The organism is Pseudoduganella rhizocola, assembly GCF_045984285.3.
In the GTDB taxonomy this organism is placed as follows: domain Bacteria; phylum Pseudomonadota; class Gammaproteobacteria; order Burkholderiales; family Burkholderiaceae_D; genus Rugamonas.
Genome location: NZ_JBJQIK030000014.1, coordinates 70,341 through 85,990, shown reverse-complemented (window position 1 = coordinate 85,990; position 15,650 = coordinate 70,341). Strand labels below are relative to the sequence as shown.

The window sequence follows — 15,650 nt, the reverse complement described above, 5'->3', positions numbered from 1 at the left end:
GGGCGCAAGGCGGCTTACTCGATCACTTTCGGCACCAGGTACAGGCCGTCCTCGGTCTTCGGCGCGACTTTCTGGTAGTCGTCGCGGCGGTTCGGTTCCGTCGGCGCGTCTTCGCGCAGGCGCAGGGCAACCTGCATATGGGCCGCCAGCGGATGGCTCAGCGGCGCAACGCCTTCGGTGTCCACGGCCTGCATCTGTTCGGCCAGGGCGAAGATGCCGTTCAGCTTGTCCAGCATGGCGGCGGACTGGGTCTCGTCCATCTCCAGTTGAGCCAGTTTGGCAATGCGGTTAACGTCGGATAAGGTAAGGGACATGGCTTGAAGCGCGGAGCGGGCCGCGCAGATTGGTTGTTATAGTGATAAGTGACTTGTAAATTCGGCTATCAGGCGCTTAAAACCCTGCCAATGCCTCGCAAAATATCGCTTGCAAGCGTGCACATTTGCGCCGATTTTCGGTAAATAGCCTGTAAATTATAAGGTAGAATGGCGGGTTGATGCGTTGCTGGCGCTGAAGGCCCGCGCCACCGTGTCTGCACAGGATACTTTAATCACGCGCCCGCGCGCGGGCATAGCGCTACAGGATACTCATGTTCGGTTTTTTACGCAGGTACATCTCCTCCGATCTCGCCATTGACCTTGGCACGGCCAACACCCTCATCTACGTTCGCGGTTCCGGCATCGTCCTCGACGAACCTTCGGTGGTCGCCATCCGCCAGGAAGGCGGCCCAAACGGCAAGAAAACCATCCAGGCAGTCGGTAAGGAAGCCAAGCAGATGCTGGGCAAGGTGCCCGGCAATATCGAAGCCATCCGTCCCATGAAGGACGGCGTGATCGCCGACTTCACCGTGACCGAGCAGATGCTGAAGCAGTTCATCCGCATGGTGCACGACTCCAAGTTCTTCCGTCCTTCGCCGCGCATCATTATCTGCGTGCCTTGCGGCTCGACCCAGGTGGAACGCCGCGCGATCCGCGAATCCGCGCTGGGCGCCGGCGCTTCCCAGGTGTACCTGATCGAAGAACCGATGGCGGCGGCCATCGGCGCCGGCCTGCCGGTCTCCGACGCTACCGGCTCGATGGTGGTGGACATCGGCGGCGGCACCACCGAGGTGGGCATCATCTCGCTGGGCGGCATGGTCTACAAGGGTTCCGTGCGCGTGGGCGGCGACAAGTTCGATGAAGCCATCGTGAACTACATCCGCCGCAACTACGGCATGCTGATCGGCGAACAGACCGCCGAAGCGATCAAGAAGGCCATCGGTTCCGCCTTCCCCGGCTCCGAAGTCAAGGAAATGGAAGTCAAGGGCCGCAACCTGTCCGAAGGTATCCCGCGTTCCTTCACCATCTCGTCGAACGAGATCCTGGAAGCGCTGACCGATCCGCTGAACAACATCGTTTCCGCCGTGAAGAACGCGCTGGAGCAGACCCCGCCGGAACTGGGCGCGGACATCGCGGAAAAGGGCATGATGCTGACCGGCGGCGGCGCGCTGCTGCGCGACCTGGACCGCCTGCTGATGGAGGAGACCGGCCTGCCGGTGCTGGTGGCGGAAGACCCGCTCACCTGCGTGGTGCGCGGCTCCGGGATGGCACTGGAGCGCATGGACCAACTGGGATCCATCTTCTCCTACGAATAAGTAGCTGGACAGGGCGGCGCAGGCCGCCCTTCTTCATTGGGTTTATGGAATATAGTCCTCCGCCACTCTTCAAGCAAGGCGCGTCCGCCCGCGCCAAGATGATCGTTTTCGCGCTGATCTCGGTGGCATTGCTGTTGCTCGATTCCCGTGTGGGCGCGCTGTCGGTGGCACGGCAGGTGGTTGGCACCGTGCTGTATCCGGTGCAGATGGCGGCCTTGCTGCCGCGCGATGCGGCGGTCGGCGTCAGCGAATACTTCTCCTCGCTCTCCTCGCTGGAGAAGCAGGTGCAGGAGCTCAAGCGGCAGCAGATCGCCGTGGCGCAGACCCTGCAGCAGGCCCAGCTCCACCAGTCCGAGAACAACCAGCTGCGCAAGCTGCTCGATGCGCGCGAGCGTGTGCCGGGCAAGACCATGCTGGCCGAGATCCTGTACGATGCGCGCGATGTTTTCACCCGCAAGATCATCCTGGACCGCGGCACCCAGCAGGGCGTGGCGCTTGGCCTGCCGGTTATCGACAGCCAGGGCGTAGTGGGGCAGGTGACGCGCGTGTTTCCCTTCACCTCCGAAGTCACGCTGCTGACCGACAAGGAGCAGGCGATTCCGGTGCAGGTGCTGCGCAACGGCCTGCGCAGCATCGCCTATGGCCGTGGCCAGGCCGGCACGCTGGACCTGCGGTTCATGGCGCCCAATGCGGATGTGCAGGTGGGCGATATCCTCATCACCTCGGGCATCGACGGCGTGTATCCGGCGGGCCTTGCCGTGGCGCGCGTGGTGCAGGTGGAGAGCAATGCCAACGGCGCCTTCGGGCGCGTGGTGTGCCAGCCGCTGGCCGGCATCGAACGCAATACGCAGCTGCTGATCCTGATGTCGCTGCCGGAAATGCCGCCACGGCCGCCGGAAGAAGAGGTGGTCAAGCCGGGCAAGAAGAAAAAGGATGGCGCAGCCGCCACCCAGCCGGCGGCTGCAGGCGATGCCGCCGCACCGGCCGCCACCGCCGCGCCGGCAAACGCCGCGCCTGCGGCGGCTGCACCAGGCCTGCGCCCGAATCCGGCAGCACCAGCCACCGTGCCGCCAGCGGCTGCACCAGGCCTCCGCCCAACCCAGACGGCACCAGCCGCCGTGCCGCCGGCGGCTACGCCAGGTCTTCGTCCAGCCCAGCCCGCACCCGCCACGGTGCCGGCAGCCGCCGCAGGCCAGCGGCCAGCTCAAACGGCACCGGCTACCGTGCCGCCAGCGGCAGCGCAGGGCCAGCGTCCAGCCCAGACGGCACTGGCCACCATGCCGCCAGCGCCCGCGCAGGGCCAGCGCCCGGCCCAGGTGGTACCGGCAGCGGCGGGCCAGCATCCTGCCCAGGCGCCTGCAGGCGCTGTTCCCGCCAACACCGCGCCGGCCGCCAACGCGTCGGGCCTGCGCATGACGCAGACGCTGCAAGGCGCTCCGGCCGCCGCCACGACGGCACGATAAGGACACCACACCATGAACCGTCCACACTACATCCTGCTCCCTGTCAGCCCGCTGTTCATTGCATGCAGCCTGGCCGGCGCCTTCCTGCTGAACCTCCTGCCCTGGGGCCGCTTCATTGGCGCGCCGGATTTCGTGGCGCTGGTGCTGGTGTTCTGGGGCGTGCACCAGCCGCGCAAGGTCGGCATCGGCACCGCCTTCTTCCTCGGCCTGCTGATGGACGTGCATGACGCCACGCTGTTCGGCGAGAACGCTCTGGCCTACACGCTGCTGTCCTACTTCGCGATCATGATGCACCGCCGCGTGCAGTGGTTCCCGATCTTCATGCAGGCCATCCACGTGCTGCCGCTGCTGCTGCTGGCGCAAGCCGTGCAGCTGACGGTGCGCTTCATCGTGTCCGGCAAATTCCCCGGCTGGTTCTACTTCATCGAAAGCGGCGTCGCTGCCTTGCTGTGGCCCGTTGTAACGCTGATCCTGCTGGCGCCGCAGCGCCGTGCCGTGGACAAAGACCATACGCGCCCGATCTGACGCAAGACCTGCAATGACTGAACTCAAGAACAACGAACGGGAACTGCATCTGTTCCGCCTGCGCCTGACTGTATTGGGCGCGCTGGTGTTCGTCTGCTTTGCCCTGCTGCTGGCGCGCTTCGTGTGGCTGCAGGTGGTGAAGCACAGCGATTACGCTGCGCAGGCGGAGGATAACCGCATCGCCGTGGTGCCGGTGCAGCCCAACCGCGGCCTGATCCTGGACCGCAACGGCGTGGTCCTGGCCCGCAACTACTCCGCCTACACGCTGGAGATCACCCCGAGCAAGCTGCGCCTGCCGCTGGAAGATACCATCGACCAGCTGGCAACGCTGGTGGAGGTCACGCCGAAAGACCGCCGCCGCTTCAGGAAGCTGCTGGAGGAATCCAAGAACTTCGCCAGCGTGCCGCTGCGCACCCGTCTCAGCGACGAAGAGGTGGCGCGCTTTACGGCCAACCGTTTCCGCTTCCCCGGCGTGGAAGTGCAGGCGCGCCTGTTCCGCCAGTATCCGCTGGGCGAGACCGCCTCGCACGTGATCGGCTACATCGGCCGCATCAACCAGAACGAAGCCAAGGCGCTGGAGGCGAGCGAAGACGCCGCCAACTACAACGGCACCGACCATATCGGCAAGGAAGGCCTGGAAAAGAGCTATGAGCGCCACCTGCACGGCGTGACCGGATACGAAGAGGTGGAAGTATCGGCCGGCGGCCGCGCCATCCGCACGCTGTCGCGCACGCCCGCCACGGCGGGCAGCAACCTGATCCTGTCGATCGACATCGAACTGCAGAAAATTGCGGAGGAGGCCTTCGGCGAATGGCGCGGCGCGCTGGTGGCCATCGAGCCGGAAACGGGCGACGTGCTGGCCTATGTGTCGCGCCCCGGCTACGACCCCAACCTGTTCGTGGACGGCATCGATTCGCAAAGCTGGAATGAACTGAATACTTCGCTGGACCGCCCGATGGTGAACCGTCCGCTGTCGGGCACCTATGCGCCGGGTTCCACCTTCAAGCCCTTCATGGCGCTGGCCGCGCTGGAGCTGGGCAAGCGCACGCCGAGCCAGGCGATTGCCGATCCGGGCTATATGTACCTCGGCAGCCACAAATTCCGCGACGACGTGGTGGGCGGCCACGGCATGGTGGACATGCGCAAGTCCATCGTGGTGTCCTGCAACACCTACTACTACCAGTTGGGCCGCGACATGGGCATCGACATGATCCATGATTTCATGAAGCCTTTCGGCTTCGGCCAGAAAACCGGTATCGACCTGGAAAACGAGAAGACCGGCGTGCTGCCTTCGCAGGAATGGAAGCGCAGCCGCTACAAGAAGAACCCGCAGGCAGGCAAGTGGGTTGGCGGCGACACCATCTCGGTGAGCAACGGTTCCGGCTACAACAACTACACGCCGCTGCAGATCGCACATGCCATGGCCAACCTGGCCAACAACGGCATCGTGATGAAGCCGCACCTGGTGAAGATCATCGAAGATGGCGGCACCCGCGCGCGCAAGCTTACGGTGCCGAAGGAAAGCTACCGCATCAACCTGAAGCAGGAAAACATCGACTTCATCAAGGATGCGATGGTGGGCGTTACCAGCGAACCTGGCGGCACGGCCTTCCGCGCATTCCAGAACACCGGCTACACCGTGGGCGGCAAGACCGGCACGGCGCAGGTGGTGGGCATCAAGGCCAACGAGAAGTACAACGCATCCACCATTTCCGAGCGCCTGCGCGACAACTCGCTGTTCTCGGCCTTTGCCCCGGCCGACAAGCCGCGCATCGTGCTGGCGATGGTGGTGGAGAACGCGGGCTTCGGCGCCGCCGTTGCAGCCCCCATCGCACGCAAGGTGCTGGACTACTGGATCCTCGGCAAGCGCCCGACGGAAAAGGAAACCACCAAGGTGCCGAAGGAAGACGCCGAGTTCCTGGTGCCGCTGGAAGAACTGAGTCCCGAAGACGCCGCCGCCCTGGAGCAGGAGCATGCGGCGAGGGAAGGCCACAACCATGAGCCGGGCCTGATGCCGACCATGCCGCCGCCGGTGCGCCAGAAACCCGCGCCCGCTCCGGCGCCGGTGCCGCCCGCCCAGACCACGCCTGCCGCACCGGCGGCAACGCAGAAGAGATAGACCATGCGTATCAATGAAAGGCGCTCGCTGTGGCGCCGCATGCGGCCCTACGTCGCGGTATTCGACGGCCCGCTGCTCACCATCCTGGTCCTGCTGCTGACCACCAGCCTGGTCACGCTGTACTCCGCCAGCATCGGCATTCCGGGCAAGATCGAAGACCAGATCCGCAATATCTTCATGTGCTTCTTCGTGATGTGGATGGTGTCGAACATATCGCCGCAGAACATGATGCGCATCGCGCTGCCTGCCTATGTCATCACCATCAGCCTGCTGGTCGCGGTAGCGCTGGTGGGCACCATCAAGCTTGGCGCGCGGCGCTGGCTGCATATCGGCGTGATCGATATCCAGCCTTCCGAGTTCGCGAAGCTGGCGGTGCCGCTGATGCTGGCCTGGTTCTTCCAGCAGCGCCAGGGACATTTGCGCTGGCATTCCTATGTGATCGGCGCCGTGCTCCTGCTGTTGCCGGTATTCCTGATCGCGCGCCAGCCCGACCTCGGCACGGCGCTGCTGGTGGTGGCGGCGGGCCTGAGCGTGATCTTCCTCGCGGGCCTGCCGTGGAAAGCCCTGTTGGCGCTGATCGTTGGCGCCGCCGCCAGCATGCCGGTGGCCTGGTCCATGCTGCACGACTACCAGCGCGAGCGGGTGATGACGCTGATCGATCCCACTTCCGACCCGCTGGGCAAGGGCTTCCACATTATCCAGTCCACCATTGCCGTGGGCTCGGGCGGCATGACGGGCAAGGGCTGGACCCATGGCACGCAAGCCCACCTGGAGTTCATTCCCGAGCGCACCACCGACTTCATCTTCGCCGTTTATTCCGAAGAATTCGGCCTGATAGGCAACCTGTTCCTGATGCTGCTCTACCTGCTGCTGATCGGCCGCGGCCTGATGATTTCCGCAGGAGCGCCCAACTTCTTTACCCGCCTGCTGGCCGGCGCCACGACGATGATCTTCTTCACCTACGCCTTCGTGAACATGGGCATGGTGAGCGGCATCCTGCCGGTGGTGGGCGTGCCGCTGCCGTTCATGAGCTACGGCGGCACGGCGCTGCTGACGCTGGGCATTGCATCGGGAATCCTGATGAGCATTCAGCGTAACCGCAAGCTGGTGCAGACATGAAGAAACTGCTTCCCCTGGCCTTGCTGCTGGTGCTGGCTGCCTGCGGCACCGCGCCGCCGAAGCGGCCGGCCACGCTGCCGAAATCCGCACCGATGGCGGCGCCGCGGCCGCAAGAGCCCGGCGTCCCTGTGCTGCCGCCCGCGAATTCAGGCCGCGGCGCCTACTACCAGGACGACGGCCCCGGCGAGAATCCGCCGCCCAACCTGATGCAGGTGCCGGATGCGGACGTGCGCAACGATCCTCTGCTGCCGCGTGCAAACCGCCCCTACACGGTGTTCGGCAAGACCTACACCCCGATTCCGAACGACCAGCCGCTGACGCAGCGCGGCCTCGGCACCTGGTATGGCAAGAAGTTCCATGGCCAGAAGACTTCATCCGGCGAAATCTACGATATGTACAAGATGACGGCGGCGCATACCACGCTGCCGATTCCTTCGTATGCCCGCGTTACGAACGTCTCGAACGGCAAATCCGTCATTGTGCGCATCAACGACCGGGGGCCTTTCCATTCCACGCGCGTGATCGATGTTTCCTACACGGCGGCCCTGAAACTGGGCCTGCTCTCCAACGGCAGCACGCAGCTGGAAGTCACCCGCATCATGCCGGAGGAGATCGAGCAGATCCTCGCGGCACGCAAGCGTGGCGACACAATGATGATCGCCGCGGCGGACAAGCCGAAAGGCGGCATGGCCGCCGATCCGGCGAGCGAACGGGCGCCGGTGCCTGCGGCGGCGCCGCCAGAGATCGAGGCCATGATGCTGGGCGCAGCGCCCGGCGGCGGCGATGCGCCGGTGGCGCAAGCAGGCTACTACCTGCAGCTGGGCGCTTTCGGCCGCGCGGACAACGCGGAGCAGATGCGCACCCGCCTGGTGGAAGCCGGCAGCGGCGATGTATTCGAAGTGGTGCAGAACGGTTCGGTGTTCCGCCTGTACGGCGGCCCCTTCGCCACGCGCCAGGAAGCGGCGCAGGCCGCGCTGCGCCTGCCCCCGGCGTTCAAGCTGAAACCGATCATCGTGCAGCGCTGAGCCTTACTTGCTGCAGGAACGGATTTCCTGCTCGGGGAATTTGGCGGTGATCTTTTCGAGGCCGGTGCGGGCGGCGCTGTCGATATCGCGGAACTGGAAGGCCAGCAGTTTGGAACCGCTGTAGCGCGGCGCGATGCGGGCGCTGTGCACACCCTGCTTGTTCAGCGCCGCCAGCTGCGTTTGCGCGGCCGCTTCCGTTTTGAAGACGCCCAGCGAAATGCCCCAACGCAGCGGCGGTTCCGGCATCACGAAGTAGTTCGTGACGCCCAGCGCACGCAGCTCGGCCGCCTTTTTCTCCGCCCCGTCCTTGCTGCCCTGCGGCGGAATATGCACCATGTAGCTGGAAATCTCCTGCCCCGGCAGGTTGCGGCGCGACTGGCGGTCGCCCAGCTCGAGCGCGGCCACCTGGGTTTCGAAACGGCGCGCTTCCGCCAGCTGGAAGCTGCCCACTTCAAGGCAGGCAATCGGCTTTTCTTCCTTCACCTCGGGCGCGGGCGGTGTGGCGGCGGCAACGGCGGCATTGGCCTTGGCGGCAGAGATCAGCGTGAGCTTCGCGGGATTCAGCTGGTTCCTGATGCGCGCGGGTTCGCGCTCGGCTTCGCTGAAGCGGCCGAGATAGCCCTGTCCGTATGCGAACAGCGCGGCATTGATTGCCAGCAGAAGGCAGAAGATCAGTTTCAGCACAATCCGTCCTATCGCTCAGCCGGCGCGCGCGGCGGCGTGCAGGCCTATCATCACTATATTGTCGATCCGGCGCAGCGGCAGCGCGAGGGCGGCCGCCACATAGGCCGAGGCGCCGCCCGACACCAGCACCTCCGCTGCCCGGTGCAGCGCGAAAGCGCGTTCGATGGCGCCTGCCTGCGCGGACAGGATGCCGCTCAGGATCGCGTCGTCCGTATTGTCGGCAAACCCTGCGGGCAGCTTACCGTCTTGCGCGATCTGCGGCAACTGGGCCGTGTTGCGTGCCAGCGCACTGGCCATGAGGCCCAGGCCGGGCAGGATCATCCCTCCGAGGAAGCGGCCATCCGCCGTCAGCGCGTCGATGGTGGTGGCGGTGCCGCAGTTGGCCACGATGACGGCTTTGCCGGGCGCCAGCGCATGGGCGCCAATGGCAGCGGCAAAGCGGTCGCAGCCCAGCTGGCCCGGATTGCGGTAGCCGTTCGCCACGCCCGCGCGCTGCGGCACGGAGGCGAACCACTCCACGGCGGCGCCGGGCAGGCAGCGCGCCAGCAGGGCAGCGATGGTGTCGCGGATGGCGGCGCCGGCCACGTTGGCGACAATCACGCGCATCGCGGCGCCGGCGCCGGCCGCCGGCGCCGCGATGCCGGCCCACTCGGCGGCAAGCTGCGCGGCGTCCGCATGCATCACGGCGCCGTCGCGCGTCCACGCGCCCAGCGACGCTTCCGTGCTGGTGAGCGCCCATTTGATGCGGGTGTTGCCCGCGTCAACCAGCAGCAGGGCGCTCATGATGCGAGCCTCAGCGACACGTCGCCGGACAGCACGGGCACGCGGCCGGACGGCGTATCCAGCAGCAGGCGGCCCTGCTCATCCACGCCTGCGGCTACTCCCTGTTGCAGCACCGCGCCGTTGTCCAGCAGGTTGACGGGCTGGCCGCGCCAGGCCTGCAGCGCGTTCCAGCGCTCGGTGAAGGCGGAAAAACCGGTGTTGTCGAATTCTTCCAGCACGCCGGCCAGGCGGTTCAGCAGGGCGGCAAGCAGGGTATTGCGGTCCATCTGCGCCAGCCATGGGGCCGAGGACACGGCGCGGCCGATCTCGGCCTCCATCTCATCCGGCATCAGCAGGTTCATGCCGCAGCCGATCACGGCCCAGATGGCGCCGTCCTGCGCGGCCTGGGTTTCCACCAGGATGCCGGCCAGCTTGGCGCCGTCCTTCATCAGGTCGTTCGGCCATTTCAGCTGCACCGGCACGCCGAGCGCCGCCAGCGTTTCGGCCAGCGCCACGCCAACCGCCAGCGGCAGGCCGGCCATGCGCTGCAGCGGCCCGCGGAAGGGCCAGGCCACGGAAAAGGTCAGCGAGGCGCCGGGCGCGGACAGCCAGCTGCGCCCGGCGCGGCCGCGGCCCGCGGTCTGGCGCTCGGCGATGCGCAGCACGGCGCCGCGCAAACCGGGCAGGCGGGCCAGCAGGTCGGCGTTGGTGGAGCCGGTTTCGGCCACAACTTCAATCGCCACATGGGCCGCCACGGCGGCAAGCTTTGCACCGATCTCGGCAGCCGACAGCACGGGCGCCGATGCCGCCAGGCTGCCAGCTGCCGCACCCACCGGCGCACCGATTGCCTCCGGAGCGGCGGCGCGCCGCGCGGCTTTCGCGGGAGCGGCCGGGGCCTGCGGCGGCAGCCCTGCGTCGCGGTAGTCGTTGCCGCTCATGATGTCTTGCGCGCCTTGTGCGGCGCCTTCGCGAAGGCCCAGTCGTACAGCGCGTTCGGCAGCAAACGCAGCACCCTGGCGACGATACCCATCTGCCACGGAATCACGCGGTAGCTGTCGCCGCGCGCAATGGCGCGTGCCGCCGCTTCGGCGAAGCGCTCGGGCCGCATCAGGAAGGGCATGGCATAGGCATTGCGCTGCGTCATCGGCGTATCGATATAGCCCGGTGCAATCGTCACCACCTTGATGCCGTAGGGCCGCATCTCCACCCGCAGCGACTCGCAATAGCTGATCACCGCGGCCTTGGAAGCGCTGTAGCCGGCGCCGCCCGGCAGCCCGCGTATGCCCGCCACGCTGGCGATGCCGACCAGCCGCGCCGGTGTGCGCTGGTTGCGCATGGTGGCGATGAAGGGGGAAAAGGTGGCCACGGTGGCCGTCACATTGGTCGCGAGGATGGACTCGAACACCGGCAGGTCTTCCGCATGTTCCGTCAGCGTCCCGTGCGAAATGCCGGCATTGGCGATCACGACATCCACGCCGCCCGCATGGGCAATGAACTGCTCCGCCGCGCCGCGCAGCGCGGCGTGGTCCAGCACATCGGCCGGATAGGCGCGGTGGCGTTCGGGATGGGGGAGGGTGGCAATCAGCGCGTCGAGCGCTTCGCCACGGCGGGCCAGGAGGCCCAGCGTGGCGCCTTGAGCGGCGTAGTGCGCGGCGAGGGCGGCGCCGATGCCGCTGGATGCGCCTGTGATGAAGACGCGCGCCGCATCCCGCATTACTTCTTCTCTGCCCTGGCTTTGTCGACCAGGAAGTCCAGCACCTGGATGGCGGCCTGCTGCTGCTCGCCTTCGGTTTTTGCAGTGGCGGAGCCGGCCTGGTGCGGCGAAGTCTGGAAGCGGCCGTCGACGATCACCACCGGCCAGAACTCAATCTTGTACAGGTCCATCATGGCGGTGGCGCGGCGCAGTTTGCCGGTCACGCCGAAGGAGTTGTAGGTGTCGAGGAATTTGGCCTTGTCGATGCCGTTCTTCTCGGCCCAGGCAATCACCAGCGCGTCGCTGTTCAGGCGGTTGCGTTCCACATGAATGGCGTCGAATACTTTCGACTGCAGCTTGTCGGCCAGGCCCATTGCGTCCAGCGTGAAGTAGAGTTTCTGCTGCGGAATGGTGTCCTCGCGGAAGGGCACGTGCACGCGCTTGAAGACGATATTGTCGCCCTGTTTTTTCACCCATGCCGCCAGCGCAGGTTCGAAGGAATAGCAGTGCGGGCACCAGTAGGCGAAGAACTCGATGACCTCGATCTTCTTGCCGGCGTCGGTCGGCTGCGCGGACGGCAGCACGATGTATTCAGCGCCTGCTTTCGGCTCGGCCGGCGAAGCGGCTGCGCCGATGGCGGCGCTGAACAGGGCAAGGGCGGCCAGGAAATTCTTCAGGACTTGCATGCTTTTTCTACCTTATCGCTGGTTACGGACCACGGCAACGTCGATGCCGTTCTCGGACAGTTTGCTGCGCACCTTGTTCATGTCCTCCACCTGCGTGAAGGGGCCGACGCGGACGCGGTGCAGCACGCCGGTGTCGGTACTGCGGTCGGTGACGGAAGCCTCGAAGCCCAGCAGCGCCAGTTTTGCGCGCGCGCTTTCGGCGTCGGACACTTCACGGAAGGCGCCTGCCTGCAGATAGTAGACCCACTTGTCTTCACCTGCAGCCGATGGCGCGGGCGCTGCCGCCTGGGCCGGGGGCGCCGCGCTGTTGACCGGCGGCGGCGGCGCCGGCTTGGCGGCGGAAGGCTGGGCCTGGATCTTGTCGACCACGGCCTGCAGCGCATCGGCCGGCGTGGCTTGCTTTGGCGTTTCCTTCTCGAAGTCGCGGTTGGCGCTGCGCACCGCCTCCTTGTTGCCGTACATCGGTTTGTTCGGATCGGCGATCTGGCCCGATGCCTGGTCCGCCGGCTTGGCCTTGCCGGCCTTGTCGGTGAACGGCGTCTGGCCCTTGGTGATCATCAGCGCCACTACCACGGCGATGGCGAGGCCGATCACGAGGCCGATGATGATGCCAACCAGCGTGTTGCCCTGCTGGCGCAGCGGAGTACGGCGGGAGGAGAAGCTCATTGTGCGGTCGTTCCTTGCAATTACATTTGGTCCGGCGCCGAAACGCCGATCAGGGCCAGGCCGTTGCGCAGCACCTGGCGCACGGCCAGCACCAGCGCCAGGCGGGCCAGTTTCAGCGGCTCGTTGTCATCCACCAACACCTTCTCGGCGGCATAATAGCTTTGCAGCGCAGCGGCCAGGTCGCGCAGGTAGAAGGCCACCTGGTGCGGACCCAGTTCGGCCTGCGCACGCTGCAGCATTTCCGGATACGCAGCCAGCGTGGCCAGCAGCGCAGCTTCCGACGGCGCGGTCAGCGGCGACAGGTCCACGCCTTCCAGCGCGGCCACGTCGCCGCCCCAGTTCTGCAGGATGCGGCAGATACGCGCGTGGGCGTACTGCACGTAATACACCGGGTTTTCGTCCGAGGTCTTGAGCGCCACGTCCACGTCGAACACGAATTCGGTATCGGCCTTGCGCGAGATAAGGAAGAAGCGCACTGCGTCACGGCCCTTCGGAATGTCGCCGCCGCCCGACCATTCGATCAGGTCGCGCACCGTCACGTAGGAACCGGCGCGCTTCGAGATCTTGACCTCGGCGCCGTCCTTCATCACCGTGACCATCTTGTGCAGCACGTAGTCCGGATAGCCCTGCGGGATATCCATGCCCACCGCCTGCAGGCCGGCCCGCACGCGGGCGATGGTGCCGTGGTGGTCCGAACCCTGCACATTGATGGCCTGCGAGAAGCCGCGCTGGAACTTCACGATATGGTAGGCCACGTCCGGCACGAAATAGGTGAAGGTGCCGTCGGACTTGCGCATCACGCGGTCCTTGTCGTCGCCGTAGTCGGTGGTGCGCAGCCACAGGGCGCCTCCGTCTTCGAAGGTGTGGCCGTTGGCGATCAGCGCCTTCACGGCGGCATCCACCTTGCCGTCCTTGTACAGCGAGGATTCCAGGTAGTAGTTATCGAACTTCACGCCGAAGGCCTGCAGGTCGATATCCTGTTCGTTGCGCAGGTAGGTAACAGCGAAGGCGCGGATCGACTCCAGGTCGTCCACATTGCCGCTGGCGGTTGCCGGCGCGCCGTCGCTGGCGGACACGGTTTTCTTTGCCAGGAAATCGGCGGCGATATCGGCGATATAGTCGCCGTTGTAGGCCGATTCAGGCCATTCTGCATCGCCCGGCTTGAAGCCGCGCGCGCGCGCCTGCACCGACACGGCCAGCGTGTGGATCTGCACGCCCGCGTCGTTGTAATAGAACTCGCGCGTCACCTTGAAGCCCTGCGCTTCGAACAGCGAGGACAGGGCATCGCCCAGCGCAGCCTGGCGGCCATGGCCCACGTGCAGCGGGCCGGTCGGGTTGGCCGACACGAATTCGATAATCACGTTCTTGCCCGCGCCGGCATCGCCGCGGCCGAAGGCTGCGCCCTGCTGCAGGATGGTGCTGACCACCGCCTGCTTGGCGGCATCCGTCACGCGCAGGTTGATGAAGCCGGGGCCGGCGATTTCCGCCGTGGCCACCAGGGCCTTGCCCTGCGGGTTCTCCAGCAGCGCGGCAACGATCTTCTGCGCCAGTTCGCGCGGGTTCATTTTCAGCTGCTTGGCCAGCTGCATGGCGATATTGCAGGCCACGTCGCCATGGCTGGCGTCGCGCGGGCGCTCCAGCACGACATTGGCGGCGACTTCGGTGCCTTCGAGGATGGGGGCGAGGGCGGCCTGGAACAGGGCGATGATCTCTTGCTTTTGTTGGGCGAGCATGTGAAAAAATAAACGTCTTAAAGAGGGCACATTATACTGGTTTGCATCCGGCGGCAACACGCGGCGGCGCTGATACAATTCCGCCTTTCCCAGAACGCATCACGGATTAATATATGAACAAGCGTCCGACGCTGTCGATCAAGCCCAAGGCTGGCCCTGCGTCTGCGCCTGCAGCCGCGCCAAAATTGCGCGCCAGCCACCACCGCGACCTGAAACCGGCGCTGCAGACCCAGTTCAAGGCCGACCTCAAGCCCGATTCCCTCGCTTTTGCCCTGCTGGGCGCCGCCACCGCCGTGGTGCAGGTGCACGGCGGCACGGCCCTGCCGCAGGCGCTGGCCGGGGTGTTTGCCAATACCGGCGCCACGCCGCAGCAGCGCGGCGCGATCCAGGACATCGCCTACCGCGCCATGCGCCAGCTGGGCCGCAGCGAGGCCCTGGTGGCCCAGATGGCGCCCAAGGCGCCGGATCCGCTGGTGGGCGCGCTGCTGGCCTGCGCGCTGCCCCTGATGGCCGCCAATGAGGACGGCCAGCCGCCCTATGAGGAATTCACCGTGGTGGACCAGGCCGTGACGGCCGCCGCCGCCCATCCCGACACGGCGCGCGCCAAGGGCATGGTCAATGCCCTGCTGCGCCGCTTCCTGCGCGAGCGCCAGGCGCTGCTGGACACGGCCATGCTGCAGCCGGTGGCGCGCTGGAACTATCCGCAATGGTGGATCGACGCCGTCAAGGCCGCCTACCCCCAGCAGTGGCAGGCCATCCTCGCCACCGGCAACAGCGCGCCGCCGCTGACGCTGCGCGTGAACACCCGCAAGGGCTCGGTGGAGGACTACCTGAAGCTGCTGGAAGGGGCCGGCATGGCCGCCAGCCGCATCGGCCCCACGGCGCTGCGCCTGGCCAAACCGGTCGGCGTGCACCTGATTCCCGGCTTCGACCAGGGCCTGGTGTCGGTGCAGGATGCCGGCGCCCAGCTGGCGGCGCCCCTGCTGGACGTGCAGGACGGCATGCGCGTGCTGGACGCCTGCGCCGCCCCCGGCGGCAAGACCGGCCATGTGCTGGAACTGGCAAATGTTGATATGATGGCAATAGATGCCGATGCCAAACGCCTGCAGCGGGTGCAGGAAAACCTGGACCGGCTGGGCCTGGAAGCGGCCCTGCGCGCGGGCCAGGCCCAGGAGCGGGACTGGTGGGACGGCCGGCCCTTCGACCGCATCGTGGCCGACGTGCCGTGCACCGCCTCCGGCATCGTGCGCCGCCACCCCGATATCCGCTGGCTGCGCCGCAAGGGAGACGCGCTCCAACTTGCAACACTTTCGGGCAAAATTCTCGACAATCTTTGGCACATGCTCAAGCCAAATGGTAAATTGCTGTTCGTGACATGTTCGTTGTGGCCGCAAGAATCCGAGGCGCAGGCGGCCGCTTTCGCGGTGCGCAATCGCGCCACGCGACTCGATGCGCCCGGCCAGTTGCTGCCCGCAGGCGGTAACGAACAGGATCACGACGGTTTGTATTACGCGCTGTTCCAGAAACCCGCGTAAGCGACTTGCC

Annotated in this window: 15 protein-coding genes; 7 read left to right on the top strand and 8 right to left on the bottom strand. The window is 66.2% G+C overall.

The features are described from left to right. Positions 1-14: 14 nt before the first annotated feature. Positions 15-314: an Asp-tRNA(Asn)/Glu-tRNA(Gln) amidotransferase subunit GatC gene (gene gatC, locus ACJRPG_RS23000; RefSeq protein WP_408002439.1), complete on the bottom strand. Its 300-nt coding sequence runs from the start codon at positions 312-314 to the stop codon at positions 15-17. Between the two features lie 272 nt (positions 315-586). On the opposite strand from gatC, the gene ACJRPG_RS22995 reads away from it, so the two are divergent. The 6 genes from ACJRPG_RS22995 to ACJRPG_RS22970 are packed head-to-tail and all read left to right on the top strand — an operon-like array spanning position 587 to position 7,881. Then, positions 587-1,630, top strand: coding sequence for a rod shape-determining protein (locus tag ACJRPG_RS22995; RefSeq protein WP_050409489.1), 1,044 nt, complete (start codon positions 587-589; stop codon positions 1,628-1,630). 44 nt (positions 1,631-1,674) lie between these two features. Continuing rightward, positions 1,675-3,093, top strand: coding sequence for a rod shape-determining protein MreC (gene mreC, locus ACJRPG_RS22990; protein WP_408002438.1), 1,419 nt, complete (start codon positions 1,675-1,677; stop codon positions 3,091-3,093). A 12-nt stretch (positions 3,094-3,105) separates the two neighbouring features. After that, positions 3,106-3,618 carry a rod shape-determining protein MreD gene (mreD, locus tag ACJRPG_RS22985; RefSeq protein ID WP_408002437.1) on the top strand — a complete coding sequence of 171 codons (513 nt, stop codon included), beginning with the start codon at positions 3,106-3,108 and terminating at the stop codon, positions 3,616-3,618. A gap of 13 nt (positions 3,619-3,631) precedes the next feature. Beyond that, the gene (mrdA, locus tag ACJRPG_RS22980; protein WP_408002436.1) at positions 3,632-5,737 is read left to right on the top strand and encodes a penicillin-binding protein 2; all 2,106 of its coding nucleotides are present in this window, start codon (positions 3,632-3,634) and stop codon (positions 5,735-5,737) included. A gap of 3 nt (positions 5,738-5,740) precedes the next feature. Continuing rightward, positions 5,741-6,856, top strand: coding sequence for a rod shape-determining protein RodA (gene rodA / locus ACJRPG_RS22975; protein ID WP_408002435.1), 1,116 nt, complete (start codon positions 5,741-5,743; stop codon positions 6,854-6,856). Next, positions 6,853-7,881 carry a septal ring lytic transglycosylase RlpA family protein gene (locus tag ACJRPG_RS22970; protein ID WP_408002434.1) on the top strand — a complete coding sequence of 343 codons (1,029 nt, stop codon included), beginning with the start codon at positions 6,853-6,855 and terminating at the stop codon, positions 7,879-7,881. The genes rodA and ACJRPG_RS22970 overlap by 4 nt, the downstream gene beginning before the upstream one ends. A 3-nt stretch (positions 7,882-7,884) precedes the next feature. On the opposite strand, the gene ACJRPG_RS22965 is transcribed toward ACJRPG_RS22970, so the two are convergent. The 7 genes from ACJRPG_RS22965 to argS are packed head-to-tail and all read right to left on the bottom strand — an operon-like array spanning position 7,885 to position 14,105. Next, positions 7,885-8,565, bottom strand: coding sequence for an SPOR domain-containing protein (locus tag ACJRPG_RS22965; protein ID WP_408002433.1), 681 nt, complete (start codon positions 8,563-8,565; stop codon positions 7,885-7,887). A 15-nt stretch (positions 8,566-8,580) separates the two neighbouring features. Continuing rightward, a complete protein-coding gene (locus tag ACJRPG_RS22960; RefSeq protein WP_408002432.1) occupies positions 8,581-9,348 on the bottom strand; it encodes a type III pantothenate kinase in 768 nt (255 codons plus the stop codon). After that, positions 9,345-10,265, bottom strand: a complete 921-nt coding sequence (locus ACJRPG_RS22955; RefSeq protein WP_408002431.1) for a biotin--[acetyl-CoA-carboxylase] ligase — start codon at positions 10,263-10,265, stop codon at positions 9,345-9,347. The genes ACJRPG_RS22960 and ACJRPG_RS22955 overlap by 4 nt, the downstream gene beginning before the upstream one ends. Continuing rightward, positions 10,262-11,041, bottom strand: a complete 780-nt coding sequence (locus ACJRPG_RS22950; RefSeq protein ID WP_408002430.1) for an SDR family oxidoreductase — start codon at positions 11,039-11,041, stop codon at positions 10,262-10,264. Before ACJRPG_RS22950 ends, ACJRPG_RS22955 begins: the two co-directional genes overlap by 4 nt. After that, on the bottom strand, positions 11,041-11,706 hold the full coding sequence (locus ACJRPG_RS22945) for a thiol:disulfide interchange protein DsbA/DsbL (protein ID WP_408002429.1): 666 nt from the start codon (positions 11,704-11,706) through the stop codon (positions 11,041-11,043). Before ACJRPG_RS22945 ends, ACJRPG_RS22950 begins: the two co-directional genes overlap by 1 nt. Before the next feature lie 12 nt (positions 11,707-11,718). Beyond that, positions 11,719-12,372, bottom strand: coding sequence for an SPOR domain-containing protein (locus ACJRPG_RS22940; RefSeq protein WP_408002428.1), 654 nt, complete (start codon positions 12,370-12,372; stop codon positions 11,719-11,721). Positions 12,373-12,392: 20 nt separating this feature from the next. Next, positions 12,393-14,105, bottom strand: coding sequence for an arginine--tRNA ligase (gene argS, locus ACJRPG_RS22935; RefSeq protein ID WP_408002427.1), 1,713 nt, complete (start codon positions 14,103-14,105; stop codon positions 12,393-12,395). Between the two features lie 113 nt (positions 14,106-14,218). On the opposite strand from argS, the gene rsmB reads away from it, so the two are divergent. Further along, positions 14,219-15,640: a 16S rRNA (cytosine(967)-C(5))-methyltransferase RsmB gene (gene rsmB, locus ACJRPG_RS22930; protein ID WP_408002426.1), complete on the top strand. Its 1,422-nt coding sequence runs from the start codon at positions 14,219-14,221 to the stop codon at positions 15,638-15,640. Positions 15,641-15,650: the final 10 nt, after the last annotated feature.